The sequence below is a fragment of the Cupriavidus sp. 05L411 genome (genome assembly GCF_056398045.1).
In genome coordinates this window covers 253,257-278,587 of the sequence record NZ_JBFTOQ010000009.1, presented here as the reverse complement: position 1 = coordinate 278,587, position 25,331 = coordinate 253,257, and the positions used below count along the sequence as shown (strand labels likewise).

General features: G+C 67.0%; 21 protein-coding genes and 1 pseudogene. 8 read left to right on the top strand and 14 right to left on the bottom strand.

Features of this window, described 5'->3' with window-relative positions; translation table 11 throughout:
• Positions 1 to 9: 9 nt before the first annotated feature.
• The 6 genes from AC1DQR_RS14060 to AC1DQR_RS14035 all read right to left on the bottom strand — a co-directional run bounded on the left by AC1DQR_RS14060 (position 10) and on the right by AC1DQR_RS14035 (position 7,967).
• Positions 10 to 1,272, bottom strand: a complete 1,263-nt coding sequence (locus AC1DQR_RS14060) for a 4-aminobutyrate--2-oxoglutarate transaminase (RefSeq protein ID WP_416051233.1) — start codon at positions 1,270 to 1,272, stop codon at positions 10 to 12.
• Between the two features lie 66 nt (positions 1,273 to 1,338).
• Positions 1,339 to 2,976, bottom strand: coding sequence for an ABC transporter ATP-binding protein (locus AC1DQR_RS14055; protein WP_416051234.1), 1,638 nt, complete (start codon positions 2,974 to 2,976; stop codon positions 1,339 to 1,341).
• A 19-nt stretch (positions 2,977 to 2,995) separates the two neighbouring features.
• Positions 2,996 to 3,835: an ABC transporter permease gene (locus AC1DQR_RS14050; protein ID WP_150986491.1), complete on the bottom strand. Its 840-nt coding sequence runs from the start codon at positions 3,833 to 3,835 to the stop codon at positions 2,996 to 2,998.
• Positions 3,832 to 4,836, bottom strand: coding sequence for an ABC transporter permease (locus tag AC1DQR_RS14045; protein WP_150986490.1), 1,005 nt, complete (start codon positions 4,834 to 4,836; stop codon positions 3,832 to 3,834). The genes AC1DQR_RS14050 and AC1DQR_RS14045 overlap by 4 nt, the downstream gene beginning before the upstream one ends.
• A 99-nt stretch (positions 4,837 to 4,935) precedes the next feature.
• On the bottom strand, positions 4,936 to 6,552 hold the full coding sequence (locus AC1DQR_RS14040) for an ABC transporter substrate-binding protein (protein ID WP_416051235.1): 1,617 nt from the start codon (positions 6,550 to 6,552) through the stop codon (positions 4,936 to 4,938).
• A 65-nt stretch (positions 6,553 to 6,617) separates the two neighbouring features.
• Positions 6,618 to 7,967 carry an ArgE/DapE family deacylase gene (locus tag AC1DQR_RS14035; protein ID WP_477133166.1) on the bottom strand — a complete coding sequence of 450 codons (1,350 nt, stop codon included), beginning with the start codon at positions 7,965 to 7,967 and terminating at the stop codon, positions 6,618 to 6,620.
• Between the two features lie 177 nt (positions 7,968 to 8,144).
• Here AC1DQR_RS14035 and pdxR point away from each other — a divergent pair, with 177 nt between their 5' ends.
• The 3 genes from pdxR to AC1DQR_RS14020 all read left to right on the top strand — a co-directional run bounded on the left by pdxR (position 8,145) and on the right by AC1DQR_RS14020 (position 12,366).
• The gene (pdxR, locus tag AC1DQR_RS14030; RefSeq protein WP_183034791.1) at positions 8,145 to 9,743 is read left to right on the top strand and encodes a MocR-like pyridoxine biosynthesis transcription factor PdxR; all 1,599 of its coding nucleotides are present in this window, start codon (positions 8,145 to 8,147) and stop codon (positions 9,741 to 9,743) included.
• Between the two features lie 56 nt (positions 9,744 to 9,799).
• Entirely contained in the window at positions 9,800 to 10,831 is a 1,032-nt protein-coding gene (locus tag AC1DQR_RS14025) for an alpha/beta fold hydrolase (RefSeq protein ID WP_416051236.1), read from the top strand.
• Between the two features lie 104 nt (positions 10,832 to 10,935).
• Positions 10,936 to 12,366, top strand: coding sequence for an FAD-binding oxidoreductase (locus AC1DQR_RS14020; protein ID WP_477133165.1), 1,431 nt, complete (start codon positions 10,936 to 10,938; stop codon positions 12,364 to 12,366).
• Between the two features lie 39 nt (positions 12,367 to 12,405).
• On the opposite strand, the gene AC1DQR_RS14015 is transcribed toward AC1DQR_RS14020, so the two are convergent.
• From AC1DQR_RS14015 to AC1DQR_RS14000, 4 genes and pseudogenes are all read right to left on the bottom strand, one after another.
• Positions 12,406 to 12,720, bottom strand: a complete 315-nt coding sequence (locus tag AC1DQR_RS14015; RefSeq protein ID WP_150986486.1) for a HigA family addiction module antitoxin — start codon at positions 12,718 to 12,720, stop codon at positions 12,406 to 12,408.
• A gap of 12 nt (positions 12,721 to 12,732) precedes the next feature.
• Positions 12,733 to 13,018, bottom strand: a pseudogene (locus tag AC1DQR_RS14010) (type II toxin-antitoxin system RelE/ParE family toxin).
• A 54-nt stretch (positions 13,019 to 13,072) separates the two neighbouring features.
• Complete coding sequence (eutC, locus tag AC1DQR_RS14005; protein WP_416051238.1) at positions 13,073 to 13,861, bottom strand: ethanolamine ammonia-lyase subunit EutC; 789 nt, start codon at positions 13,859 to 13,861, stop codon at positions 13,073 to 13,075.
• A gap of 47 nt (positions 13,862 to 13,908) precedes the next feature.
• On the bottom strand, positions 13,909 to 15,291 hold the full coding sequence (locus tag AC1DQR_RS14000) for an ethanolamine ammonia-lyase subunit EutB (protein WP_416051239.1): 1,383 nt from the start codon (positions 15,289 to 15,291) through the stop codon (positions 13,909 to 13,911).
• Positions 15,292 to 15,472: 181 nt separating this feature from the next.
• Here AC1DQR_RS14000 and AC1DQR_RS13995 point away from each other — a divergent pair, with 181 nt between their 5' ends.
• Positions 15,473 to 16,510: an AI-2E family transporter gene (locus tag AC1DQR_RS13995; protein ID WP_416051240.1), complete on the top strand. Its 1,038-nt coding sequence runs from the start codon at positions 15,473 to 15,475 to the stop codon at positions 16,508 to 16,510.
• A 64-nt stretch (positions 16,511 to 16,574) separates the two neighbouring features.
• Here the strand turns inward: AC1DQR_RS13995 and AC1DQR_RS13990 are convergent, their stop codons facing one another.
• A complete protein-coding gene (locus AC1DQR_RS13990; protein ID WP_416051241.1) occupies positions 16,575 to 17,300 on the bottom strand; it encodes a FadR/GntR family transcriptional regulator in 726 nt (241 codons plus the stop codon).
• A 137-nt stretch (positions 17,301 to 17,437) separates the two neighbouring features.
• Between AC1DQR_RS13990 and AC1DQR_RS13985 the strand changes: the two genes are divergently transcribed.
• The 4 genes from AC1DQR_RS13985 to AC1DQR_RS13970 all read left to right on the top strand — a co-directional run bounded on the left by AC1DQR_RS13985 (position 17,438) and on the right by AC1DQR_RS13970 (position 22,447).
• Positions 17,438 to 18,226, top strand: coding sequence for a (Fe-S)-binding protein (locus AC1DQR_RS13985; RefSeq protein WP_477133164.1), 789 nt, complete (start codon positions 17,438 to 17,440; stop codon positions 18,224 to 18,226).
• Entirely contained in the window at positions 18,223 to 18,927 is a 705-nt protein-coding gene (locus AC1DQR_RS13980) for a LutC/YkgG family protein (protein ID WP_416051243.1), read from the top strand. The genes AC1DQR_RS13985 and AC1DQR_RS13980 overlap by 4 nt, the downstream gene beginning before the upstream one ends.
• Positions 18,924 to 20,393 carry a LutB/LldF family L-lactate oxidation iron-sulfur protein gene (locus tag AC1DQR_RS13975; protein ID WP_477133163.1) on the top strand — a complete coding sequence of 490 codons (1,470 nt, stop codon included), beginning with the start codon at positions 18,924 to 18,926 and terminating at the stop codon, positions 20,391 to 20,393. The genes AC1DQR_RS13980 and AC1DQR_RS13975 overlap by 4 nt, the downstream gene beginning before the upstream one ends.
• Positions 20,394 to 20,704: 311 nt before the next feature.
• The gene (locus tag AC1DQR_RS13970; protein WP_416051245.1) at positions 20,705 to 22,447 is read left to right on the top strand and encodes a lactate permease LctP family transporter; all 1,743 of its coding nucleotides are present in this window, start codon (positions 20,705 to 20,707) and stop codon (positions 22,445 to 22,447) included.
• A gap of 59 nt (positions 22,448 to 22,506) precedes the next feature.
• Here AC1DQR_RS13970 and AC1DQR_RS13965 read toward each other — a convergent pair whose 3' ends face one another.
• From AC1DQR_RS13965 to AC1DQR_RS13955, 3 genes are all read right to left on the bottom strand, one after another.
• A complete protein-coding gene (locus tag AC1DQR_RS13965; protein WP_416051246.1) occupies positions 22,507 to 23,658 on the bottom strand; it encodes a CaiB/BaiF CoA transferase family protein in 1,152 nt (383 codons plus the stop codon).
• Between the two features lie 54 nt (positions 23,659 to 23,712).
• A complete protein-coding gene (locus AC1DQR_RS13960; RefSeq protein ID WP_150986475.1) occupies positions 23,713 to 24,168 on the bottom strand; it encodes a PaaI family thioesterase in 456 nt (151 codons plus the stop codon).
• A gap of 180 nt (positions 24,169 to 24,348) precedes the next feature.
• The gene (locus tag AC1DQR_RS13955; protein ID WP_416051247.1) at positions 24,349 to 25,329 is read right to left on the bottom strand and encodes a Bug family tripartite tricarboxylate transporter substrate binding protein; all 981 of its coding nucleotides are present in this window, start codon (positions 25,327 to 25,329) and stop codon (positions 24,349 to 24,351) included.
• Between the last annotated feature and the right edge of the window lie 2 nt (positions 25,330 to 25,331).

Sequence of the window (25,331 nt, the reverse complement as noted above, 5' to 3'; positions counted from 1 at the left end):
CTTCGTGGCTCAGCGCGTCAGCACATCGGCCAGGATATCCAGCCCTTCGTTCATCACCGCGTCGGAAATCGTCAGCGGAAACAGGAAGCGGATCACATTGCCGTACACGCCGCAGGACAGCAGCAGCAAGCCTTGCTCCAGCGCGCGGTTCTGCACCTCGCGCGTGAACTCCGCATCCGGCGCGCCATCGGCGCGGCGGAATTCCACCGCCACCATCGCGCCCAGGCCACGGATCTCGGCGATCTGCGGCACGCGCGCCTTCAGGGCTTCCAGCCGCGCTACCAGGCGCTGGCCGAGTGCCGCGCCACGCGGGATCAACTGCTCGCCTTCCAGCACGTCCAGCACGGCCAGGGCGGAAGCCACGGCCAGCGGGTTGCCAGCGTAGGTGCCGCCCAGGCCGCCGGGCGCGGGGGCGTCCATCACCTCCGCGCGGCCACACACCGCCGACAGCGGCATGCCGCCGGCCAGGCTCTTGGCCATGGTGGTGAGGTCGGGCGCCACGTCGTAGTGCTCCATGGCAAAGAGCTTGCCGGTACGGCCGAAGCCGGTCTGCACTTCATCGGCCACCAGCAGGATGCCGTGCTCGTCGCAGATCGCGCGCAGCGCCTTGACGAAGGCCGGCGGCGCCACGTTGAAGCCACCCTCGCCCTGCACCGGCTCGAAGATGATGGCGGCCACGCGCTTGGGATCCACGTCGGCCTTGAACAGGTGCTCCATCGCCTTGAGCGCGTCCTCCACCGACACGCCATGCAGCGCGCACGGGTACGGCGCGTGGAAGACCTCGCCGGGGAACGGGCCAAAGCCCACCTTGTACGGCACCACCTTGCCGGTCAGCGCCATGCCCATCATGGTGCGGCCGTGGAAGCCGCCGGAGAAGGCGATCACGCCCGGGCGGCCGGTCGCGGCGCGCGCGATCTTGATGGCGTTCTCCACAGCCTCCGCGCCGGTGGTGAAGAACGCCGTCTTCTTGGCGCTGCGGCCGGGCGCGCGCTGGTTGATCCGCTCGGCCAGTTCGATATAGCTGGCGTACGGCACGATCTGGTAGGCGGTGTGCGTGAAGCGCTCAAGCTGGCGTTGTATGGCTTCGACCAGGCGCGGGTGGCGGTGGCCCGTGTTGAGCACGGCGATGCCGGCGGCGAAGTCGATATAGCGCTTGCCTTCCACATCCCAGATCTCCGAATTCTCGGCACGCTCGGCGTAGAAGTTGCACATCACGCCAACGCCACGGGGCGTAGCGGCATCCTTGCGGCGAACCAGTTCGGCATTCTTCATCTGTTGCTCCATCTTTGATATCGGTTGTGCTGTCGGGGTTGTGCTGTCGGGGTTGTGCGGTTGAGTTCAGGCCGCGGCGCGGATCAGGGCCGGGTCCCACTCCTTGCCGGGAATCGCTGCAATCAGCCGCTGCGTGTAGGCATGCTGCGGCGCGTCGAAGATCTGGTCTGGCGGGCCGGACTCCACCACGCGGCCTTTATGCATCACGATCACGTGGTGGCAGATCTGAGCGGCCACGCGCAGGTCGTGGGTGATAAAGATCAGGCCGATGTTCAGCCGCTTCTGCAGGTCGGCCAGCAGTTGCAATACCTGCGCCTGCACCGAGACATCCAGCGCGGAGACGGACTCGTCCGCCACCAGCAACTTGGGATCCAGCGCCAGCGCGCGCGCAATGCCGATGCGCTGGCGCTGCCCCCCGGAGAACTGGTTGGGATAGCGGTCGAACGCGGAAGGCTCCAGGCCCACCAGCTGCAGCAGCTCGCGAGCGCGCGCCTGCGCCTGCGCCAGCGGCACGCCATTGGCGACAGGCCCATCGGTGATGATGCGGCCCACCGTATGGCGCGGATTCAGCGAGGCGAACGGATCCTGGAAGATCATCTGCACATCGCTGCGCAGCGGGCGGAACTGGCGCTCCGTCAGCCGGGCGATGTCCTGGCCGTCGAACAGCAGCTCGCCGCCGTCGATGTCGGTCAGCTTCAGCAGGCATTTGCCGATGGTGGACTTGCCCGAGCCGGATTCGCCGACGATGCCGAGCGTCTGCCCGCGCCGCACGCTGAAGCTCACGCCGTCCACGGCGTTGACCACGCGCTTCTTGCTGAACAGGCCGCCGCCGGAGGAATACGTCTTGCGCAGGTCGCGCACTTCCAGCACCGTCTCGGCCGCCTGCTGGTCGCGCGCCTTGGCGCGGCCATGCGGCACGGCGCTGATCAGCCGCCGCGTATAGGGATGCTGCGGATGGTTGAGCACCTGCTGCACCGGGCCTACCTCCACCAGCACGCCCCGCTCCATCACCGCCACGCGGTCGGCGATTTCCGCCACCACGCCAAAATCGTGCGTGACGAACATCACGCCCATGCCCTTGTCGGCCTGGATGCGTTTGATCAGCGCCAGGATCTGGGCCTGCGTGGTCACGTCCAGGGCAGTGGTCGGCTCGTCGGCGATCAGCAGCGCCGGCTCCAGCGCGAGCGCCATGGCGATCACCACGCGCTGGCGCTGCCCGCCCGACAGGCGGAACGGATAGCTGTGGATCAGCGTGGCCGGATCGGGCAGGCCAACGAACTCCAGCAGTTCCAGTACGCGCTTTGTCCTCGCCTCGCCGGGGTAGGCGTCGTGCACGCGCATGACCTCGGCAATCTGGTCGCCCACCGTCATCACGGGGTTAAGCGCCGACAGCGGCTCCTGGAACACCATGGCCATGGCCTTGCCGCGCATGGACAGCAAGGTCTGCTCATCCTGCGTGAGCAAGTCCTTGCCCTGGAACAGGATCTGGCCGCCCTGCGGCTTCAGGTACGGCGGCAGCAGGCCCATGATGGCGTTGGCGCTCATCGACTTGCCCGAGCCGGATTCTCCGACGATGCAGAGAATCTCGCCGGCGTGCAGGTCATAGCTGACGTCCTTCACCGCGTGCGCACGGTCACCGCCCGTAGGCAGCGCAATGGTGAGGTCGCGCACGGATAGCAGCGGTAGCTTGTCTTGTGCTTGCATGGTGGCGTCTTCCTTGTCGTTACTCGCCACGGCGGCGCAGTTGCGGGTTCATGGCGTCGTTCAGGCCTTCGCCGATCAGATTGATGGACAGCACCGTCAGCAGGATGGCCACGCCGGGCCACACGCTCATCCACCACGCTTCGCGGATCATGGTGCGGGCCGCGCCGATCATGAAGCCCCAGCTCATCATGTTGCGGTCGCCCAGGCCCAGGAAGGACAACGCGGACTCCGTCAGGATTGCCGTGGCCACCATGAAGGAGGCCGACACGATGATGGGCGACATGGCGTTGGGCAGGATCTGCGTGAGGATGATGCGCAGCGGCTTCTGCCCGATCACCACCGCAGCCTGCACGAACTCGCGCTGCTTGAGCGTGAGGAACTCGCCGCGCACCAGACGCGCCACCGGCGGCCAGGACACCACCGAGATGGCGGCCACGATGGAGTAGATGGTGGGATTGAAGATCGCCACGATCACCACCGCCATCGCCAGCTGCGGGATGGTCTGGAAGAACTCGGTAAAGCGCATCAGCGCGTCGTCGATGCGTCCGCCGCAATAGCCGGCCACCGACCCGATCAGGATGCCGAACACCAGCGCCACGCCGGTGGAGATCACGCCCACCAGCAGCGAGACGCGCGCGCCGTACAGCATGCCAGCGGTGATGTCGCGCCCGAGCATGTCGGTGCCAAAGGGAAACGCCGCGTCGGCAAACGGACGCACCAGCGGATCGCCCACCATCAGCCAGGGCGACTCCTCGTACAGCACCGGCGCCAGCAGCGCCACGGCGACCACCAGCAGCAGCACGACCAGGCCGATCACGGCGCCGTAGTTGCGGCAATAGCGTTGTGCGAAGGCTTTCATGCCGTGGCTCCCTTGCCGCCCACCGAGATGCGGGGATCGATGAAGCGGTAGACGATATCGGTCGCGAGGTTGAAGAACACAACCAGCGCCGAGGTGACGAAGAAGATGCCGAGCAGCAGTTGGTAATCTCGTTGCAGCAGGGCGTCGAACATCAGCCGGCCAATGCCCGGCCAGGAGAACACGGTTTCGGTCAGCACCGCGCCGCCTGCCATCTGGCCGAGCTGGATGCCGGCAAAGGTAATGACCGGCAGCAGCGCGTTGCGCAGCACATGCACGCGGATCACGCGTCCAGCAGGCACGCCCTTGGCGCGCGCGGTCTTGACGAAGTCCATGCCCATCACTTCCAGCATCGAGGCGCGGGTCAGGCGCACGTACACCGCCATGAAGAAGCAGCCGAGCGAGATGGTAGGCAGGATCATGTGCAGCGCCACGTCCTGGATGCGCGCCAGGCCGGTATAGCCTGCGCCGATGGTTTCCATGCCAAACGCCGGCAGCCAGCCCAGCACCACCGAGAACAGGATGATGGCCATCAGCGAGAGCCAGAACAGCGGCGTGGCATACAACAGCAGCGCCGCGGACATCACCGCGCTGTCGATCCAGCGACGCTTGTTCTCATAGCGCGTGCGCGCCGAGATCACGCCGAGAAACACGCCAAGCACGAGGGAAAAGACAAAGGCACCGCTCATCAGCACGATGGTGGCGGGCAGCCGGTCCAGGATCAGGTCGAGCACCGGCAGGTGATTGCGATACGAGTAGCCAAGATCGAGCTTGGCCACGCCCTTGAGATAGATGCCAAGCTGCGTGAGCACCGGCTGGTCCAGCCCGAACTGCTGACGCAACTGGCCAACGAAGGCGGCATCGCCCGCGCCGGCCTCGCCCGCCAGCACGGTGGCGGGGTCGCCGGGCGCCATGCGGATCAGGAAGAAATTGATGATGACCACGCCGAGGACGACCACGAGGGCCTTCCACAGTCGGGATAGCAGGAAAGAGAGGAAATTCACGGCATGCTCCACGCACGCGCCGGGCGGATGGCCCGGCGCGTGAACTGACTGGCGACTTGTTACCTGGGTAGCGGCGTACTCTGGCGTACTCTGGCGTACTCAGTTCTTCTCGATGGAAACGTTGTCGAACGACTCGTTCAGGCCGATGGCGGTGGTCACGAGGTTCTTGACGTTCTTGCGGTACAGCGTGGGGAACTCCAGCTCGAACAGGTTGCCTGCGGCCACTTCCGTCATCAGGATTTTCTGCACCTGGCTGTAGAGCTTCTGACGCTCGGCCGGGTCCATGGTGACGCTGGCCTTGGCCCAGAGTTCATCGGCCTGCGGATTGCTGTAGCCCTGCACATTGGCGAACGGCGTGCCCTTGACGATGTTCTTGGTCACGTAGAGCCGCTCCACGCCCAGCGCCGGGTCGCCGTACTGGTAGGTGTAGGTGGCGGTCAGGTCAAAGTCCCAGTTGCTGACGCGGGCGGACCACGTGCCGGCATCGGCGGACTCGATGCTGACCTTGAAGCCAAGTTGTTCCAGCATCTGCTTCATGTACTCGTCAAGCCGGTCCCAGTTGGCGCCATAGGATGACGACAGGATCTTGACCGGGTACTGGCCCACGTTGACGCCGGACTCCTTGATCAGCTCGCGCGCCTTCTTCAGGTTGAAGTCATAGACCGGCGTGCTCTTGTCGAAGAACAGCGTGGCGGAGGCGAACGGGCTGACCGCTGGCTTGCCCATGCCGAAGAAGATGTTGTCCACGATCATCTTGCGATTGAGCGCGTGCATCACCGCCTCGCGAACCTTGACGTTGTTGAACGGCGGCTTGCGCATGTTCATCAACAGGTTCGACATCGGCGAGAACAGCTCCCAGCCCTTGGTGGTGTATTCCACATTGGGCAACGCGCGCAGGCGCTTCACGTCCACGTTGTCCACGTCGCCGCCGCGCAGCACCTGCACGTCGCCCTTCTCGAAGGCCACCGCGCGCGAGGCCGAGTCCGGGATCACGTAAAACACCAGTTCATCCAGGTAGGGCTTGCCCTTCTTCCAGTAATTGGGGTTCTTGGCCAGCTTGATATAGGCGCCCTTCTTCCATTCCTTGAACATGAAGGGGCCGGTGCCGACAGGCTTCTGGTTGGCCGGGTTGTTGCGGTAGTCCGTGCCGTCGTAGATGTGCTTGGGCATCATCGGCATGGTGCCGGTCTCGAACATCGAGATAAACGGCGGGAACGCTTCCTTGAGCTTGATCTCGACCGTGCCGTCGTTCACGGCGCGGATCGATTCCATGTACTTGTTCAGCACGGCGCGCGTGCGGACGTGCACTTCGCGCAGCATCTTGTCGATCGAGAACACCACGTCGGCGGAAGTGAAGGGCTTGCCGTCATGCCACTTCACGCCACTCTGCAGCTCGAACGTGTAGGTCAGGCCATCAGGCGAGATCTTCCACGACTTGGCCAGCTCCGGGCGCGGCTTGAGGTCCGGGCCGTAGGTGAGCAGGCCCTGGTAGATCTTGCCGGCGACATATTGCGTGGGCGCCTGCGAGTTCATCGCGCTGACCAGGATCGGCGGCTCGGGTTGCACGATGCCGGACAAGGTGCCGCCAACGGTCTGCGCAACCGCGCTGCCCGCGGGCAACAGCGCCGGTGCCAGGGCCAGGCCGGCGGTTGCCAGCGCCATCGACACCAGGCTTTTACCAAAGCTCTTTTTCAGGTGTTGGGTGAGGTGTTTCATCGGTCAGTTTCCTGTGGTGGTGATCGTGATCTGCGGATACGCGAAGACGAGTTGCTGCGTGGACTTCAAGCGCTGACCGGCTCTACGCCGCACCAGTCGTGCATGAACTGTGCAAGCGTGGTGGCAACGCGCACCATGCTCTGGATGGAAACCGACTCGTCGATGCCATGGATGTTGCGGGCCTGCGGGCCGTAGCAGGTCACCGGCGTTTCCAGCATCAGGCGGAAATGCCGCGCGTCGGTGGTGGCGGTGGTGGCTTCGCGCCGCACCTCTTCGCCATTGACCTTGCGGTGGGCTTCGCCAAGCGCCTGCATGCTGGGCACATCGAGATCGAACTCGCAGCCCGGGGCGTGGAAGCCTTCGTAGCGCAGATCGAGCGTGAGGTTGCTGGCCAGGCGCTCCAGCGTGCCGCGCACGCAGGCTTCGACGCGCGCCTTGGCATCGGTCACGCTCATGGTCGGGTAGAAGCCGATGCGAATGCCGAGCGTGCAGGTGCAGGGCACCGACGAGTTCCATTCGCCGCCCTGGATCTGGCCGAGGTTGAAGTTGATCGGGTGCGCGTGGTCGCGGTACACGGCGGGGCGGTTCTGCGGCAGGTTCCATTCGGCCTCGAGCTTGCGCAGGTCGGCCATTACCTCGATGCCGGCCTCCACCGGGTTCACGCCGGTGGTCATGTAGGCGGCATGCGCCGGGCGGCCGGTGAGTTCGACGAACATCCAGAACACGCCCATCTGCGCGCTCATCAGGCTCTCACCCAGCGGCTCGGGAATCACCACGGTGTCGAACGAGGCCAGCTTGCCGGCGCCCACCGCGCTGGCGAGCGCGGCCACGGTCGCCAGCGCGCCGTTGCCGGTGTTCTCTTCTTCGAGCACGGCATTGAAGCCGACCGCGCCGGCGGGCTGCACGCCGAGATCTTTCAGCGCCTTATAGGCGGCGAGCGTGCAGATGATGCCGGCCTTCATGTCGCCCGCGCCGCGGCCGAACAGCCAGCCGTCCTCGACAAACGGCGCATACGGCGACTGGCGCCACATCGACTCCGGGCCGGTGGGGACCACGTCCAGGTGGCCGTTGAACAGCACGGAGCGGCCGCCCTTCGTTGCCGGGCGATGCGTAGCCAGCAGGTTATAGCGTCCGCCGTCCGGACAGCATGGCGGTGAGAACAGCGGCAAGTCCTTCAACGTCTCGCTGCGCAGGTAGATGCGCTCCGGCTCCAGGCCCAGCTCGCGCAGCGCGCCCTCCATGAACGCCACGGCGGGCTGTTCCTGCCCGGAGGGGCTGGGTGCCGCCACGAATTCCGACAACGTACGCACCATGTACGGCTCGAGCGCGCGCACGGCGGCGGCGATGGCATCGGTGGAAAGCGCGGGGGTGGCGGGGATAGAGGGCGTAGCGGGCATAGCGGTGGGACGTTGCATAAGTGGCTCCACTGGCTGTCCGGTGCGCGCGCTTGGAACGTGCCCGGAGAGGATCGAATCGGCCTGATCGGCAAAACGTCGTTGAGAAAAACGACGATCGAAACAAGATGTGTCGAAACTTAGCCGATCATTGGTACCATACATAGATCCATATTTTTCTTTTCGCGCGGGGCCACTTTGAAAGAGACGATTTTGTCGGAGCTGCTGCTGCAGCGTCTGGAGCGGCCCGCGGATGGTGCGGCGGATAAAAACGGCGCGCATATGAACCGCCAGCTCTACGAGATCATTCGGCAGGAAATCCTTGCTGGGTCTTTGGTTGCGGGTAGCAAGCTGCCTGCGTCGCGCCTGCTTGCGAAGGAGATAGGGGTTTCCCGCAATACCGTGCTTTATGCATTTGAGCAGTTGCTGGCGGAGGGCTATGTCACCGCAGCCAGCGGAAGTGGCACCTTCGTGTCGCAGAGTTTTCCCGACCATAGTGCATTGCACAACGTTAGGGCACAAAGTGGCACCATGCCAGTGCTCGCAGCGCAGCAAAATCCAAACCGCTTCGCGCTTTCGCGGCGCGGGCAGCATCTGGTGTCGCATTCTGGTGCGTCGGATCGCCAATGGGGTGCGTTCGTCTCCGGCGTACCCGACGTTTCGCTGTTTCCGCACGCGGTCTGGGCGCGTTTGCTGAACAAGCACTGGCGCGCCCCCAAGCCCGAGCTTCTGACGTATGCGCACAACGGTGGCTACCTGCCGCTGCGCCGCGTGCTGGCCGAGCACCTGCGGCTGGTGCGCTCAGTGCGCTGCGAGCCGGAGCAGATCATCCTGACCACCGGCATCCACCAGGCCATCGACCTCATCGCGCGGCTGCTGGGCGATGTCGGCGACAAGGCCTGGATGGAAGACCCCGGCTACTGGGGCACGCGCAGCCTGCTCAACAGCGCCGGCATCGAAACCATCCCCGTGCCGGTGGATAGCGAAGGCCTTGCCCCGGATGCGGCCACGCTGCAGAACCCGCCGCGTTTTATCTTTGCCACGCCGTCACACCAATATCCGCTGGGCATGGTGATGAGCTTGTCGCGCCGGCGCATGCTGCTGGAATACGCGCGCCAGCGCGGCGCGTGGATCGTGGAGGACGACTACGACAGCGAATTCCGCTTCGAGGGCCGCCCGCTTGCCTCGCTGCAGGGGCTGGATGAGCATGACCGCGTGATCTACATGGGCACGTTTTCCAAGACGCTGTTCCCCGGCCTGCGCATGGGCTTCATGGTGCTGCCCAAGCCGCTGGCGCCGCATTTCGCAACCGGGCTGTCGGAGCTGTTCCGCGAGGGGCAGCTGGTGCAGCAGGCGGTGCTGGCCGACTTTATCGAGGAGGGGCATTACGCCACGCATATCCGCCGCATGCGCCAGCGCTACGCGCAACGCCAGGGGCTGCTGCGCGAGGCCATCGCCACGCGCCTGGGCGCGGACTGGCCCACCTCCACGCATGAAGCCGGGCTGCATATGGTGATCCACCTGCCGCCGGGCGCCGACGACCTCGGCATCAGCATGGCGGCGCGTACCCAGGGCTTGTCGACGCGGCCGCTGTCGCGCTATTTCGCGGACCCCGCGCGGGCGACCAACCAGGGCTTGCTGCTGGGGTATGCCTGCGTGCCGGACGATGAGATCGCGCCGGCCTTCCACAAGCTGGCGGAGGTGATCGAACCCGCGCTGGAGCATCTGGCGCGCACGCAGGCGCCACGCCGCGCGCCAGTGGCGGGGATCAACCGGGAGGCCTGGAGCGGTGCTTGAGTGTGCTGATGCGAGTGCGGGCACAATAGCCGCCATCCCTACCTGGAGCTGCTGACATGACCGTCGACAAAGACTACGCGCTGTTCGATGCAGGCACCGTGACGCTGCAATCCGGCCAGGCCTTCCCCGGCATGCAGCTGGCCTACAAGACCTTCGGCACGCTCAACGCCCGCAAGGACAACGTGATCGTCTACCCGACCTCGTTCAGCGCGCAGCATTACGACACTGAATGGCTGGTCGCGCCGGGCGGGGTGCTGGATCCGGAACGCTACTTCGTCATCATCCCGAACCTGTTCGGCAACGGCCTGTCGGCGTCGCCGTCGAATGCCGCGGCACGGTTCGCGCCGGGCGCCTACCCCTGCGTGACCTACCACGACGCCGTGGCGGTGCAGCGCAGGCTGCTGCAGGAAGTGTTCGGCATCGAGAAGATCGCCCTGGTGTACGGCTGGTCGATGGGCGGCATGCAGGCCTACCACTGGGGCGCCTGCCATGCGGACATGGTCGAGCGGATCGCCGTGGTCTGCGGCAGCGCGCGATGCTCGCCGTTCAACCAGGTCTTCCTCGAGGGCGTCAGGGCCGCGCTCACTGCCGATCCGGCATTCAAGGATGGACGCTTCACCGAGCCGCCGCGCGCGGGGTACCGCGCCATGGGCCGCGTGTACGCCGGCTGGGCGCTGTCGCATGCGTTCTACCGCGACGAACTGTGGCGGCAATCGGGCTTTGCCTCGCTGGAGGATTTCCTGGCGAAGACCTGGGACGTCAACTTCTCGCGCCGTGACGCCAACGACCTGCTGGCGCAACTGTGGACGTGGCAAAACGGCGATATCAGCCGCTGCGATGCCTTCGGCGGCGACCTGGACCGCGCGCTGGCGGCGATCCGGGCGCACGTGCTGCTGATGCCCGGCCAGACCGATGCTTACTTCCAGGCCGAGGACAACGCCGCGGAAATCGGCAAGCTCACCGGAGCCCGCACCGCCACGCTGCGGCCGATTCCCTCGGACTACGGGCACCGGGCCGGGAACCCGCACAACATCCCGGCCGATCGCGCCTTCCTGGCCCAGGCGATCTCAGCGTTCATGGCGCAATGAGCCCCATTGCGGCGATGGTGCCATCGTCACCAGCCCGATTGGCCCTTAACGCTATGCCCATCCTCCCATAGCATTAGCCCCCTTCTCCTTCACACACACCGCACATGGCAAGCCTCGCTCCCCAACCCGCCCCGTCCTCCGCCCTGCTCATGGAACTCGCCACGCTGCTGGACGCGCCCGGGCTGCAAACCGGCGACGCCATCGAGGCCCGCTTTCGCAAGGACTGGTATGCGCCGCTCGGCGCGGTGCCGCCGCTGGCGGTGGTGCGCCCGCGCAACACGGAAGACGTGGCCGCCGTGCTGGCGCTATGCCATCGGCTGCGCCAGCCCGTGGTGCCGCAAGGCGGGCTGACCGGCCTGGCCGGCGCAGCCACGCCCGAAGGCGGCGAGCTGGTGCTTTCGCTGGAGCGCATGCGCGGCGTGGAAGAGATCGATGCGCAGGCCGGCACCATGACCGTGATGGCCGGCACCACGCTGCAGGCGGCGCAGGAAGCGGCTCGCGCGGCCGGCTGGCTGCTGGCGGTGGACCTGGGCGCGCGCGGCAGCTGCCAGATCGGCGGCAATATCGCCACCAACGCGGGCGGCAACCGCGTGATCCGCTACGGCATGATGCGCGACCAGGTGCTGGGACTGGAAGCCGTGCTGGCCGATGGCACGGTGGTGTCGTCGCTCAACAAGATGCAAAAGAACAATGCCGGCTATGACGTGCGCCAGCTGTTTATCGGCAGCGAAGGCACCCTGGGCGTGATCACCCGCGCCGTGCTGCGTCTGGCACCGCTGCCCAGCGCGACGCAAACGGCGCTGTGCGCGCTCGAAACCTACGATGACGTGGTACGTCTGCTGCGCCATGCGCAGCGCAAGCTCTCGGGGCGGCTGTCAGCCTTTGAAGTCATGTGGGCGGATTTCTACGGGCTGGTGACCACGCGCGTGCCCGGCGTGCGCGCGCCGCTGCCCGCCGGCCATGCCTTCTACGTGCTGCTCGACCTGCAAGGCAACGACGCCACGCAGGATGCGCCGGTCTTTGAAGGCATGCTGGAATCCGCGATGGAAGCCGGCCTGATCCAGGACGCGGCGGTCGCATCCAGCCACAAGGAAGCGCAGAGCTTCTGGCAACTGCGCGATGCGGTGGCCGAATTCCCGGTGATGTGGTCGCCCAATGCCGCCTATGACGTCAGCCTGCCGATCGGCCGCATCGGTGAATTCGCCGAGACGCTGCGCGCCCGCCTGCTGGCGGTGTGGCCGCATGCCGAGCCGGTCAATTTCGGCCACGTGGGCGACAGCAACCTGCACGTCAGCGTGTACCTGCCCGGCGCCACCGACCACGACTTCCCCGAGCATGAGATTTCCGACGTGATGTACGGCGTGGTGCAGGAGTTCAAGGGCAGCGTCTCCGCCGAGCACGGCATCGGCTTTCACAAGAAGCCCTACCTGCACTGCTCGCGCTCGCCGGAGGAACTGGGATTGATGCGCTTGCTCAAGCGCGCGCTGGACCCGCACAACATCCTCAGCCCGGGGCGGGTGTTTGATCTTGCGTGAGCGCGGCAAGAAGCCCGCCTGAAGGGCGGGAGGATGTCATCAAGCCGCTTCCAGGTCGCGTGGCGCGATCTGGGCAGCGATCTCCTTGCCGTGTTCGCGCTGAGCCACTTTCAGGTCATAAGACTGCTGCAGGTTGAGCCAGGACTCGGCGTCGCCGCCAAAGTAGCGAGCCAGCCGCATGGCGGTGTCCGGCGTAATGCCCCGGCGCTCGCGCACGATGTCGTTGATGCGAGCCGCGGTGACGTGCAGCGCCACGGCGAGCGCATTGGCGCTCATGCCAAGCGGGACGAGAAACTCCTCGCGGAGGATTTCGCCGGGATGGACCGGTCGCATACCGTTATGGAAGCGGGCCATGGTGATCTCCTTTCAGTGATAGTCCACGATCTCGACGGCCTCCGGGCCATCGGGCGTCCAAACGAAGCACACTCGCCACCGATCGTTGATGCGAATGCTGTGCTGCCCTTTGCGGTCGCCTCCCAGCACTTCGAGCCTGTTGCCAGGTGGGGACCGCAGGAAGTCGAGCGAGGCAGCAACCGCAAGCATCTCCAGCTTGCGTTCAGCCGTTGCCCTGATGTTGGCGAATCGCCGAACGCGGAACGCGCCGGCCTGAGAACAACGCTGCAGTGTCCTCGCATTTGAACGACTGGATCATGGTGGAATTGTATATCGTTGACCGATAAACGAGTAGGAAATCCGCGATGGCCAGTCAGTTCCCCAACTGTCCTTGCTGCGCCGATGGCTCCGGCAACACCCCATGCTCGCTATCGTCCTTTAAATCCACGCCACTGCGCCCGAGCGCCAGCGCGCCACGCAGCAGGAAGGCCAGCTTGGCCGCGGCCTGCGCATAGGGCAGCCCTTCGGGACGCACGTTGGAGATGCAGTTGCGCTCGGCGTCGGTGCGGCCGGGGCGCGGGTCGTGCGTCAGGTAGACGCCGAGGCTGTCAGGCGAGCTCAGCCCGGGGCGCTCGCCGATCAGCATCACCACCTGGCGCGCGCCGAGAAGCAGTGCGGCTTCGTCACCGAGCGCCACGCGGGCTTGCTCCGCCACCACCACGGGGCCGATGCGCCAGCCCGGCAGGCGCTCGCGCACGGCCAGCAGCAATGGCACGCCGTGGCGCTGCGCCGCCAGCGCGGACAGGCCGTCGGCCATCACGAAGACGACGTCGGGCAGCTCGGCAGTGCGCGCCCGCGCCAGCAGCGCGCGGCTGGCGTCGTCGAGCTGGCGGCCAAGGTCTGGGCGGCGCAGGTAGTGCTGCCGATCCGGTGCGGCGCTGTGCGCGGCCACGGTGTCGAAGCCGGCATTGCGCAATGCCTGTTCAATGACTGCGCGCGCCAGCGGCGCATGCACCGCGTCGCGCGCCTGCGCATGCGCCAGGCCGAACGCGAGCACGGTCTGCGTCGTCTGGCTGTTGCCGCAGCGGCCCAGTGCAATCCGTGCCACGGTGAACTGCCGCAGGCGCTGCCAGGGGTTGTCGTGGATCAGCTTCTGGCTCATGACGCGGGCCTCGTGCGGGCGGGAAAACGTTGGCTGGCCATGACGCGTTACAGGCCGTGCGCGAGTTGCAGCAGCGGCTGGCGTTCGGCCAGCTCCAGCAGCCGGCCATCCGCGCCGAGGATGCCCATGCGCTGCAGCCAGTCCTCGAACTCGGGCGCGGGGCGCAGGCCCAGCGTGTCGCGCAGGTAGAGCGCGTCGTGGAACGAGGTGCTCTGGTAGTTCAGCATGATGTCGTCGGCGCCGGGCACGCCCATGATGAAGTTGATGCCGGCCACGCCGAACAGCGTCAGCAGCGTGTCCATATCGTCCTGGTCGGCCTCGGCGTGGTTGGTGTAGCAGACATCGCAGCCCATCGGCACGCCGAGCAGCTTGCCGCAGAAATGGTCTTCCAGCCCGGCGCGGATGATCTGCTTGCCATCGTACAGGTACTCGGGGCCGATAAAGCCCACCACGGTATTGACCAGCAGCGGCGAGAACGCGCGCGCCACCGCATAGGCGCGTGCCTCCATGGTCTGCTGGTCCACGCCGTGGTGCGCGTTGGCTGACAGCGCGCTGCCCTGCCCGGTCTCGAAATACATCACGTTGTTGCCCACCGTGCCGCGCGCCAGGCTTTGCGCGGCGTCATGCGCCTCGCGCAGCAGCGCCAGGCTGATGCCAAAGCCGGCATTGGCGCGCTCGCTGCCGGCCACCGACTGGAACACCAGGTCCACCGGCGCGCCCTGCTCGATGGCGCGCAGCGTGTTGGTGACGTGGGTCAGCACGCAGGACTGGGTGGGCACATCGAAGCGGCAGCGCAGGTCGTCGACCAGCCGCAGCAGCTTGACGATGGCACCGAGGCTGTCGGTGGCGGGGTTGATGCCGATGGTGGCATCGCCGCAGCCGTAGAGCAGGCCATCGATCATCGAGGCGGCAATGCCGCGGGCATCGTCGGTGGGATGGTTGGGCTGCAGCCGTACCGCCAGCCGTCCGGGCAGGCCGATGGTGTTGCGAAAGCGCGTGACGACGCGGCACTTGCGCGCCACCGCGATCAGGTCCTGGTTGCGCATCAGCTTGCTCACCGCCGCCGCCATCTCCGGCGCGATGCCCGGCGCCACCCGCGCCAGCGTCGCGGAGTCGGTCTCATGCAGCAGCAGCCAGTTGCGCAAGTCGCCCACGGTGAAGGACGCGATCTCGTGAAAGGCCTGGGCGTCATGGCTGTCAATGATCAGGCGCGTGACCTCGTCGTCCTCGTAGGGCACCAGCGCCTCGGCCAGGAAGTGCGCCAGCGGCACCTCGGCCAGCGCCATGCGCGCGGCCATGCGCTCCTCCTCGCTGGCAGCCGCCAGCCCGGCCAGGTAGTCGCCCGAGCGCGCCGGGCTGGCCTTGGCCAGCAGGGTCTTGAGATCGGCGAAGAGATGCCGCCGCGAGGCTACGGTGTGGGCAAAGGTCATGGGATCTGTCTCGGTCAGCTGGCGGGCCCGCGAACAGCCCGATCATAGCAACCACGGGCGCACATTGTCGCCGCCCGGGCGCTTGCCTTCGCCGTCCGCCCATCGGACAATCGAGCGCCGTACAATGCACAGACGCCCGGCCGTCCACCAGACGGCGCGGCCCCTCAATGCAGGAGACTTGATGAATCAACCCGATCCGCCACGCATACCCCGCTTGCCGGATGCAAAGTGGTTCAATGTCACGACTGCCGCCTATATCCTGACCGCCCTGGCGCTCTGGATGGTGATGCAGGCCAACCTGGTGGCGGCGCTCATGGCGGGCCTGCTGCTGTACTCGCTGGTGGACGTGCTGGCGCCCAAGCTGGTGCGCCTGCACCAGCGCCACGACGCCCTGGCGGTGGCGATTCTCTCCGCTGTCACCTTGCTGGGGCTCACGCTTGGGGGCTGGGCGCTGGTGCGCTTTGTCAGCGGCGACGGCAATACGCTCGACACCCTGCTGATCCGCACCGCCGACATCATCGACAAGTCCCGCGCCCAGCTGCCGGTCTGGGTCAGCGACGCGCTGCCGCGCGGCGTGGATGAGCTGGCCAACGCCCTCATTGCCTGGCTGCGCGAGCACGCGCAGATGGCGCAGAAGTTCGGCACCGAGGTGCTGCGCAGCCTCGCGCATATCCTGATCGGCCTGGTGATCGGCGCGATGGTCGCGCTGTACCGCGCCATCTCCAAGCCCAACCGCCGGCCGCTGGCCTCGGCGCTGGTGGAACGTGCCCGCAACCTGCAGCTGGCGTTCTCGCAGTTCATCTTCGCCCAGGTGCAGATCTCGCTGATCAACACCGCGCTCACCGCGGTCTACCTGCTGGTGGTGCTGCCGCTGTTTGGCGTGCACCTGCCGCTGGCCAAGACGCTGGTCGCCTTCACGTTCCTGGTCGGGCTGCTGCCGGTACTGGGCAACCTGGTGTCGAACACGGGCATCGTGGTGGCCTCGCTGTCGGTCTCGCTGCCCATGGCGATCGCCTCGCTGTTCTACCTGGTGGTGATCCACAAGTTCGAGTATTTCCTCAACGCACGCATCATCGGCGCGCGTATCAATGCCGCCGCCTGGGAGCTGCTCACGGTCATGCTGCTGATGGAGTCGCTGTACGGCGTCGCCGGCGTGATTGCCGGGCCGATCTACTACGCCTATCTCAAGCGCGAGCTGTCCAACAAGGGCCTGATCTGACGCACGGCGCCACCGGTAGGACCAATTCCCGCCGATCCGGTGCCCGCCGATCCAGTGCCCAGCTTCAGGCGCTTGCCCCGTCTCCTCGCTGCTCAACCCGGCTGCGCACAAAGTCGATATGCGTCTGCATGGCGGTGCGCGCCTCCTCCGGGCGGCGCGCGCAGATGGCCTCGCACAGCGTGCGGTGCTGCAGCAGCAATAGCGCGGAGGCATCCTCGTCCTGCACCCGCAGGCCCGTGCCGTTGATGGTGATGTGTTCGCGCAGCATGCCGATCACGCTGGTATGCAGGTGCAGGAACATGGTGTTGTGCGAGGCCTGGGCAATGGCCTCATGCAGCTTGGCGTCCGCCTCGGCCTCGGCGGCCTTGTCGTCTTGCTGGCGGGCGGCTTCCAGCGCGCGGAGCAGGCCGCGGATGCGCTTGAGATCCGCGGCATCCGCGCGCATTGCGGCAAAGTAAGCGGTAGCGCCCTCCAGCACCCGGCGAAACTCCAGGATATCGTCGCGCAGCACCGGGTGGTCCGCCACCAGCTGGCGCCATGGCGAGGCAAAGCCGGTGCGCAGCTGCTCGGTGACGAACACCCCGGCGCCCTGCCGGCTTTGCAGCAAGCCTCGCGCCGCCAGCCGCTGGGTCGCCTCGCGGATGGTGTTGCGCGCCACGCCATATTGCTCGGCCAGGAGCCGCTCCGCGGGCAGCCGGGCACCAGCCGGCCAGGTGCCGTCCAGCATCGCCGTTTCCAGTTTCCGCATCACCTCTTCCACGCGCCCGCGCGCCTGCCTGCCCGCCGCCATCCACTCGCTCCGAAATCCATTCGCCACGCCCAACTGGTCCAACCAATTTGAACTGGCGCGCGTCTCGCGGAATTATGCGCTCAAACAACGGCCAGCCCTGGGCCCCACAGCCAGGCGGCCGCACCACGGAGCGAGACATGAAGCAAAGGCGCTATCCCCCTGCCCCGGCACAGGTCTACCTGTTCGCCACCTGCCTGGTCGACATGTTCGTGCCGCAAGCCGGCCTGGACGCCGTGCGGCTGCTGGAGCGAGAGGGCCTGACCGTGCACTTCCCGCGTGGGCAAAGCTGCTGCGGACAGCCTGCCTATAGCAGCGGCAACCCGGCACAGGCCCGGGCGGTGGCGTTGGCCCAACTGGATCTGTTCGCCGAACCGTGGCCGGTGATCGTGCCCTCTGGCTCTTGCGCCGGGATGATGCGGCACCACTGGCCGCAGCTGTTCGCGGAGGATCCCGTGGCCGGCCCCAAGGCCGCCCTGCTGGCCGAGCGCGTGTACGAGCTGAGCGAATTCCTGCTGCACGTGCTGAAAGTCCGCTTCGACGTGAGCGGCGTCGCCGGCCAGCCGCCCGAAACCGTGGTGCTGCACACCTCCTGCGCCGCCCGTCGAGAAATGGGTACGCGCGACCATGGCGTGGCACTCGTCGACGCCCTGCCCGGCGTCACGCGTGCCGAGCATCAGCGCGAATCCGAATGCTGCGGCTTTGGCGGCACCTTCTCGCTCAAGCATCCCGACATCTCCGGCGCCATGGTGCAGGACAAGATCGCCTCGGCCTGCGCCACCGGCTGCGACCGCCTGGTCTCAGCCGACTGCGGCTGCCTGCTCAATATCGGGCATGCGGCCAGGCACCAGGGGGCGCCGCTGCCTGTCGAGCATCTCGCCACCTTCCTGTGGCGGCGTACCGGCGGCGCCGCCAAGGAGCAAGCATGAGCACACTGAGCGCCCGCGAGCGCATGCTGGGCCGGCTACGCGCAGCCGCACCCGCTACCACTGCCGATGCCAGCCAGCTGGATGCGCGCATCGACGCGCACTATGACGCCCGCCGCGAGGCGGCCACCCCCGCAGAGCTGGCGCAGGCCATGCAGGCGGCACTGAGCGCATCGCACGCGCTGGCGTGGTGCGCCAGCGCCGAGGCCTGGCCCGCGCAACTTGCAGGCAGGCTCGCTGCCGCCGGCGTGCGCCGCCTGCTGCTGGACCCCGCCTCCGCGCAAGGCGCCGCACTGGTGCGCGCCTTGCCCGCCAGCGTGGCGCCGCTGTCTTACGCGCGCCCCATCGAAGCATGGAAGGCGGAACTCTTCGACACCGTGGACGCGGGCTTCACCGTGGCGCGCTCCGGCATTGCCGCCACCGGCACGCTGGTGCTGGCGCCCGACGCGCAAACGCCGCGCACGGTCTCGCTGGTGCCGCCGCTGCATATCGCGCTGGTGTACGCCGAGACGCTGCATCCGGACCTGCATTGCGCCGCGCGCGCCGAGCGCTGGAGCGCGGGCATGCCGACCAACCTGGTGCTGGTATCCGGCCCATCCAAGACCTCGGACATCCAGCAAACGTTGGCCTACGGCGCGCATGGCCCGCGCGAGCTGTGGGTCATTATCGTGACCGGCAGCGCCGGGACGGGAGCCGCGCAATGAGTACATCGACGACTGCCCGGGGCAGCGCCGCCCCCCTGCACTTCGTGCCCGCCGCGGACTTCAAGGCGCGCTCGCGCGCGGCGCTGGACGACCCCAAGCTGCGCAGCAGCTTCCGTGGCGCCATGGATTTCCTCCAGGCCAAGCGCGCGGTGCAGTTCCCCGACGGCGATGAGCTGGAGCAACTGCGCGACCTGGGCGAAGCGATCCGCCAGCACGCGCTGTCGCAACTGCCGGACCTGCTGGTACAACTGGAGGACAAGCTCACTGCGGCCGGCGTACAGGTGCACTGGGCCGAGACCGCGGACGAGGCCAATGCGATCGTGCACGGCATCGCGCAGGCGCGCCAGGCAAGCCGCGTGATCAAGGGCAAGTCGATGGCCAGCGAGGAAATCGAGCTGAACCATTACCTGGCCGAGCGTGGCATCGACTGCATCGAGTCCGACATGGGCGAGTACATCGTGCAGCTCGCGGGCGAGAAACCGTCGCACATCGTGATGCCGGCCATCCACAAGACGCGCGGTGACATTGCCGAGCTGTTCGAGCAGCATATCCCCGGCACGCCCTATACCGAGGACGTGGACGAACTGATCCAGACCGGCCGGCGCGCGCTGCGCCAGGAATTCGTCAACGCGGACATCGGCCTGTCCGGCGTGAACTTTGCCGCCGCCGACACCGGCACGCTGTGGCTGGTGGAAAACGAGGGCAACGGCCGCCTGTCCACCACCGTGCCCGATGTGCATATCGCCATCATGGGCATGGAGAAGGTGGTGGCCCGGCTTGAGCACATCGTGCCGCTGGCCAGCCTGTTGACGCGCTCGGCCACCGGGCAGGCCATCACCACCTACTTCAACCTGATCTCCGGCCCGCGCCGCGCGGACGAGCGTGACGGCCCGCGCGAGGTGCACCTGGTGCTGCTGGATAACGGCCGCAGCCAGGCCTATGCCGATGCGCAACTGCGCGCCACGCTGCAGTGCATCCGCTGCGGCGCGTGCATGAACCATTGCCCGGTGTACACGCGCATCGGCGGCCATGCCTACGGCACCACCTACCCCGGGCCGATCGGCAAGATCATCTCGCCGCACCTGCTCGGGCTCGATGCCACGGCGGACCTCGCCACCGCCTCCAGCCTGTGCGGCGCCTGCGGCGAAGTCTGCCCCGTGCGCATCCCGATTCCGCAATTGCTGATCCGCCTGCGCACCGAAGCCAACCGCGATCCCGACGAACAGGTTGCGCATCCGCTGCGCGGCCAGGGCGCCAAGTTCAGTCGCGGCGAGCACCTGGTCTGGCGCTTCTGGAGCGGCGCGTTCGCGCATCCGCTCGCCTACCGGCTGTTCCGCTGGGCCGCCACGCGGCTGCGGGTGCTGACCCCAAAACAGCAGCTCGGGTGGACCCGGCACCGCGCACCGCTTACCCCAGCGCCGCGCAGTCTGTCGGACTTGCTGCGCGAGCGTGGGCAGGCAGAGTAAGCAGGCACCAGGAACAGACACAACAAATGCGCTGACCAAAGGCCCGCCAGCAGACCACAGCAATGCGAAGCGAGCCCCCCACGCGATGCAAAGCGAGCCGTGAAGGTTTACCAGGCCGTATGGAGCGCCTTCTTTGCCTACTTTCTTGGCAAGACAAGAAAGTAGGTCGCCGCCCCGCAGGGGTGGTGAAACCGCCTTTGACCTTAATCCTTTGACTTCGCAGTCAGGCAACAAAAACAAGACAAAAAAACACAAGCAACAAAACGCCCCAATCCAGATCACTCAAACGCAATCCCCGGAGGAGACCCACCGTGCAACCCTGGACCCAGACCTACACACCACTAGGCAGCCTATGGCTGTCCGCACTCGCGGCAGCGCTACCCATCCTCTTCTTCTTCCTCGCCCTGGCCGTGCTGCGCATGAAAGGCCACGTGGCAGCAGCCATCACGCTGCTCCTCGCCATCGGAGTGGCCATCTTCGCCTACGGCATGCCGGTGCCGCAGGCGCTCGCCGCTGCGGGCTTCGGCTTTGCCTACGGCCTGTGGCCGATCGCGTGGATCATCGTGACCGCGGTGTTCCTCTACAAGATCGTGGTGAAGACCGGGCAGTTCGACATCATCCGCGCGTCCGTGCTGGCCATCACCGATGACCAGCGCCTGCAGATGCTGCTGATCGGCTTTGCCTTCGGCGCCTTCCTGGAAGGCGCCGCGGGCTTTGGTGCGCCGGTGGCCATCACCGCAGCCCTGCTGGTGGGCCTGGGCTTCAACCCGCTCTATGCGGCGGGCCTGTGCCTGATCGCCAATACCGCGCCGGTGGCCTTCGGCGCCATGGGCATTCCCATCATCGTGGCGGGCCAGGTGACCGGCATCGATGCCATGCACATCGGCGCGATGGCGGGCCGGCAATTGCCGCTGCTGTCGCTGGCGGTGCCGTTCTGGCTGGTGTTCATCATGGACGGCAAGCGCGGCGTGAAAGAGACGTGGCCGGCGGCGCTGGTGACCGGCGCGAGCTTCTCGGTGACGCAGTATTTCACCTCGAACCATATCGGGCCGGAGTTGCCGGACATCACGTCGGCGCTGGTGAGCCTGGTGTCGCTGACGCTGTTTCTCAAGGTGTGGCAGCCCAAGAGCGCAAGCCAGCGGGCTGGCGGCGCGGTGAAGGCGGGCGGCGGTGCGGCAGCACTGGCGCGCATGGGTGGCGGGTTGGCAAGCGATGCGGGCAGCTTCGGCAACGGTGCGGGCGACGGGGCGGGCAACAACCGCCGCGCCTCGCCCTACACCGTGGCGCAGACCGTGCGCGCGTGGGCGCCGTTCGGCATCCTCACCGCCATCGTGACGGTGTGGAGCCTGCCGTCGTTCAAGGCGCTGTTCGCCGGCAACGGCGCGCTGGCTGGGTGGGTGCTGAAGTTCCATGTGCCGGCGCTGGACCAGCTGGTGATCAAGGCCGCGCCGATCGTGGCACAGCCCAAGGCCTACGAGGCGGTGTTCAAGCTCGACCTGGTATCGGCGGTGGGCACCGCCATCCTGCTGACCGCGCTGATCTCTGCCGTGCTGCTGCGCATGAAGCCAGGCGCTGCGCTGGCCACCTTCGGCGAGACGCTGATGGAGCTGCGCCGCCCGATCCTGTCGATCGGGCTGGTGCTGGGCTTCGCCTTTGTCGCCAACTACTCGGGCATGTCGTCGACACTGGCACTGCTGCTGGCCGGCACGGGCGCGGCGTTTCCGTTCTTCTCGCCCTTCCTGGGCTGGCTGGGCGTGTTCCTGACGGGCTCGGACACGTCGTCCAATGCGCTGTTCTGCTCGTTGCAGAGCACCACCGCGCACCAGATCGGCGTATCCGACACGCTGCTGGTGGCGGCCAACACCACCGGCGGCGTGACCGGCAAGATGATCTCGCCGCAATCCATCGCGGTAGCCTGCGCGGCCACCGGGCTGGTCGGCAAGGAATCCGAGCTGTTCCGCTTTACCGTGAAGCACAGCCTGCTGTTCGCGGTGATCGTGGGCATCATCACCATGCTGCAGGCTTATGTGTTCACGGGGATGATTCCCCACTGACCTACTGACCTACTGTCCCACTGACCCACTCACCCACCGAGCGGGCACAGCCCCGCCGCTTACTGGCTGTCGTTGGCGGCGTCGCGCGGCAGGAACTGGTCGCCCTCGGCCAGCGGCGCGTAGCGGTAGGTGGCGGGCGTGCGGCTAAGCTTGACGGGCGACCCAAGGCCCTTGTAGCCATCCGCCATCTCCACCACCATCTCGCGGTGGACGGTGTGCGGATGCTGCAAGGCATCCGCCACCGACAGCACCGGCGCGCACGGCACGCCGGCGGCCACCAGCGTATCGGCCAGCACCTTGCCATCCAGCTTGCCCATGCGCGCTTCCAGCTCCACCTTGAGCGTGGCACGGTTGACCGAGCGCGCGCCAGCGGTGGCATAGCGCTCATCGTCGGCAAACCCCGGCATCTCCAGGTGCTCGCACAGGATGCGGAACTGGCGATCGTTGCCGACTGCGAGAAAGATCGGGTCGGTGGCGGTGGCGACGGTGTCGTACGGGTAGATGTTCGGGTGCGCGTTGCCGGTGCGGGTCGGCTCCTTGCCGCTCATGAACCAGTTGGCCGCGTGCGGATGCAGCAACGACAGGCCCGAGTCGTACAGCGCCGCCTCGACAAACTGGCCGCGCCCGCTGCGCTCGCGCTCCTGCAGGGCCAGCAATACGCCCAGCGCGGCGTTCAGCCCGGTGACCATGTCCACCACCGGCAAGCCCACGCGCAGCGCGTCGCCGCCGGCTTCGCCGTTGATGCTCATGATGCCCGCCATGGCCTGGATGGCCGCGTCGTAGCCGGGCAGGCCACCCAGCGGGCCATCCGCGCCAAAGCCGGAAACCCGGCAGTGCACCAGGCGCGGGAAGCGCGCCGACAGCGCGTCAAACCCCAGCCCCCATTTTTCCAGCGTGCCGGTCTTGAAGTTCTCGACCAGTACGTCGGCGTCGGCCAGCAGGGCAAGCAGCACCTCGCGGTCGGCATCGGCGGTCAGGTCCAGCCGCATCACGCGCTTGTTGCGGTTCAGGCCGAAGTAATAAGAGGCCACGCCGTCCTTGAACGGAGGGCCCCAGGTGCGGGTATCGTCGCCCTGGGGCGGCTCGATCTTCAGCACGTCGGCGCCATGGTCGCCAAGGATCTGGCCGCAGAACGGCCCGCCCAGGATGCGGGAGAGATCGACCACGCGGATGCCGGCGAGCGCGCCGGGCGAGACAGGGAGTTTGCTCATGAGAGGGGTTCCATAACTGCGGCGATGAACGTGCGACGAAAAACGCGGGTTGGCTCAGGCGGCCGGCGCGGGCGTGCGATCCAGCAGCTTGAAGGTGCCGGTGGCCAGCGCCAGCAGCTCGCCCTGCGCGTCGCGGATCTCGCCGCGCGCAAAGCACAGGGAACGGCCGCGCCGCTCGCACCAGGCGGTGGCGGTCAGCTCGCCGCGCCCGGGCGCGGTGAAATGCACCGACAGGTCGATCGTGGCCACGCCAAAGCGGCGCGGATCGTGGCCACGCGCGGCGCAGGACAGCGCGCAATCGAGCAGCGTGGCCAGCGCGCCGCCGTGCACGTCGCCGCGGCTGTTGGTGTGGTCCGGGTGGTAGGCCATGCTCACGCGCGCCTCTTTGGCGTTGATGTGCACGCCGGTCAGGCCGAACACGCGGGCCATGGGCATCGGCAGGGCAAACAGCAGGCCCGGCGCTTCACCGGCAAATTCGTTGACGGGCGCGGGCGAGGAGAGATCGGTCATGGCGGGCACAGAGTAGGTTGGGGCCGCATGAAGGCAAAACGGGCACCGCTATGCCGCGATGCCCACGAATTCGCCCCCATGCCGCCAGGTGCATTGGACTGCACGCAGGTTGGCAAACGTCGATACTACCGCCGAACCGGCCATGATTCATAGCCTGGCTTGGCGGAGCGTGCCCCTGGCTCAGTCCAGCTGCGCCCCCGATTTCTGCACCACGCCGCGCCATTTGGTCACCTCTGCCTTGACGAAGCTGCCAAGCTGCTCGGGCGACGTCGACGGCGGCAGTTCCAGCCCTTGCGCCTGCAGGGTCTTGCGCACTTCGGGCTGTTGCAGCGCATCGGCAAAGGCATGGTTGAGCTTGGCGATGACCGCCGGCGGCGTGCCGGCCGGGGCGACCACGCCGAAGAACACCGAGACGTCGAAGCCGGGCACGCCCTGCTCGGCCACGGTGGGCACATCGGGCAGCGCCTGCGAGCGGCTCTTGGTGGTCACGCCCAGCACGCGAAACTTGCCGCTCTTGATAAAGGGCAGCGCGGTCAGCACGTCGGTGAAGCTCATGCTCACCTGGCCGCCAAGCAGGTCGTTGAGCGCAGGGCCGGTGCCCTTGTAAGGAATATGGCGGAAGTCCGTGCCGGCCAGGTTGTTGAACAGCACGCCGGCCAGGTGCGAGGACGCGCCATTGCCGGACGAGGCATAGGTCAGCTTGCCCGGGTTGGCCTTGCCGTAGGCGATCAGCTCACCGACGGTCTTGGCGGGCACCGAGGGGTTCACCACCAGCACGTTGGGCAACTGGCCGATCTGGATGATCGGCGCGAAGCTCTTGACCGGGTCGTAGTTGATCTTGCGGTACAGGCTGACATTGATCGCCAGCGGGGCCGAGGTGCCGAACATCAGCGTGTAGCCATCCGGCTCCGCGCGCGCCACGGCTTCGGCGCCGATGTTGCCGCCGGCGCCGGCGCGGTTTTCCACCACCACGGTCTGGCCAAGGCTGCCCTTGAGCGCGGACGCCAGGGTGCGCGCCATCACGTCGGTGGGGCCGCCGGGCGGGTAGGTCACGATCATCATGATGGGCTTGGACGGAAAGTCCTTCTGCGCCAGCGCGGGGGCAATGCCCACGCAGAGGGTGCAGGCGGCGACAGCGGCGAGGCGTTGCCAGAGGGTCATGG

Bases quoted from the DNA above. Each gene is read 5' to 3' on its own strand.
- AC1DQR_RS13995 (WP_416051240.1), top strand. From the start codon at position 15,473: ATGAATCAACCCGATCCGCCACGCATACCCCGCTTGCCGGATGCAAAG.
- AC1DQR_RS14060 (WP_416051233.1), bottom strand. From the start codon at position 1,272: ATGAAGAATGCCGAACTGGTTCGCCGCAAGGATGCCGCTACGCCCCGT.
- AC1DQR_RS14020 (WP_477133165.1), top strand. From the start codon at position 10,936: ATGGCAAGCCTCGCTCCCCAACCCGCCCCGTCCTCCGCCCTGCTCATG.
- AC1DQR_RS13985 (WP_477133164.1), top strand. From the start codon at position 17,438: ATGAAGCAAAGGCGCTATCCCCCTGCCCCGGCACAGGTCTACCTGTTC.
- AC1DQR_RS13980 (WP_416051243.1), top strand. From the start codon at position 18,223: ATGAGCACACTGAGCGCCCGCGAGCGCATGCTGGGCCGGCTACGCGCA.
- AC1DQR_RS14050 (WP_150986491.1), bottom strand. From the start codon at position 3,835: ATGAAAGCCTTCGCACAACGCTATTGCCGCAACTACGGCGCCGTGATC.
- AC1DQR_RS14025 (WP_416051236.1), top strand. From the start codon at position 9,800: ATGACCGTCGACAAAGACTACGCGCTGTTCGATGCAGGCACCGTGACG.
- AC1DQR_RS13990 (WP_416051241.1), bottom strand. From the start codon at position 17,300: ATGGCGGCGGGCAGGCAGGCGCGCGGGCGCGTGGAAGAGGTGATGCGG.
- AC1DQR_RS13960 (WP_150986475.1), bottom strand. From the start codon at position 24,168: ATGACCGATCTCTCCTCGCCCGCGCCCGTCAACGAATTTGCCGGTGAA.
- AC1DQR_RS13965 (WP_416051246.1), bottom strand. From the start codon at position 23,658: ATGAGCAAACTCCCTGTCTCGCCCGGCGCGCTCGCCGGCATCCGCGTG.
- AC1DQR_RS14000 (WP_416051239.1), bottom strand. From the start codon at position 15,291: ATGACCTTTGCCCACACCGTAGCCTCGCGGCGGCATCTCTTCGCCGAT.
- AC1DQR_RS14015 (WP_150986486.1), bottom strand. From the start codon at position 12,720: ATGGCCCGCTTCCATAACGGTATGCGACCGGTCCATCCCGGCGAAATC.
- AC1DQR_RS13955 (WP_416051247.1), bottom strand. From the start codon at position 25,329: ATGACCCTCTGGCAACGCCTCGCCGCTGTCGCCGCCTGCACCCTCTGC.
- AC1DQR_RS14035 (WP_477133166.1), bottom strand. From the start codon at position 7,967: ATGCAACGTCCCACCGCTATGCCCGCTACGCCCTCTATCCCCGCCACC.
- AC1DQR_RS13975 (WP_477133163.1), top strand. From the start codon at position 18,924: ATGAGTACATCGACGACTGCCCGGGGCAGCGCCGCCCCCCTGCACTTC.
- AC1DQR_RS14040 (WP_416051235.1), bottom strand. From the start codon at position 6,552: ATGAAACACCTCACCCAACACCTGAAAAAGAGCTTTGGTAAAAGCCTG.
- AC1DQR_RS14055 (WP_416051234.1), bottom strand. From the start codon at position 2,976: ATGCAAGCACAAGACAAGCTACCGCTGCTATCCGTGCGCGACCTCACC.
- eutC (WP_416051238.1), bottom strand. From the start codon at position 13,861: ATGAGCCAGAAGCTGATCCACGACAACCCCTGGCAGCGCCTGCGGCAG.